At 60.7% G+C, this 234-nt stretch carries 1 protein-coding gene; it reads right to left on the bottom strand.

What is annotated here, in order from left to right; genetic code table 11:
- Positions 1 to 27: 27 nt before the first annotated feature.
- A complete protein-coding gene (locus RMT89_RS45545; protein WP_315889621.1) occupies positions 28 to 192 on the bottom strand; it encodes a host cell RNA polymerase inhibitor in 165 nt (54 codons plus the stop codon).
- Between the last annotated feature and the right edge of the window lie 42 nt (positions 193 to 234).

Genomic DNA, 234 nt, shown 5'->3' with positions numbered 1-234 from the left:
CGCGCCAGTTGATGATCAGACCGGCCTTCATGCGGCCACCACTGGGCGCACCCGGTCTACTTCGCCGTACTCAGCCTCGGATTGCTCCAGGGCCTTATCGAGGTCTTCGGCCCACACAGGTACCTCCTCGGTGTGACCCTCTACGGTCACGGTCGCCTTGTAGAGGCGCAATGCTTCCTTGCTGTTACTCACAGGAACTCCTTGATCTGGTCGTACATGGCCTCAGGCTTGCCC

This window comes from Streptomyces sp. P17 (genome assembly GCF_032436805.1).
GTDB lineage: Bacteria > Actinomycetota > Actinomycetes > Streptomycetales > Streptomycetaceae > Streptomyces.
Note: the sequence above shows the minus strand (reverse complement) of the source record. Positions and strands in the feature narration are given on the sequence as shown.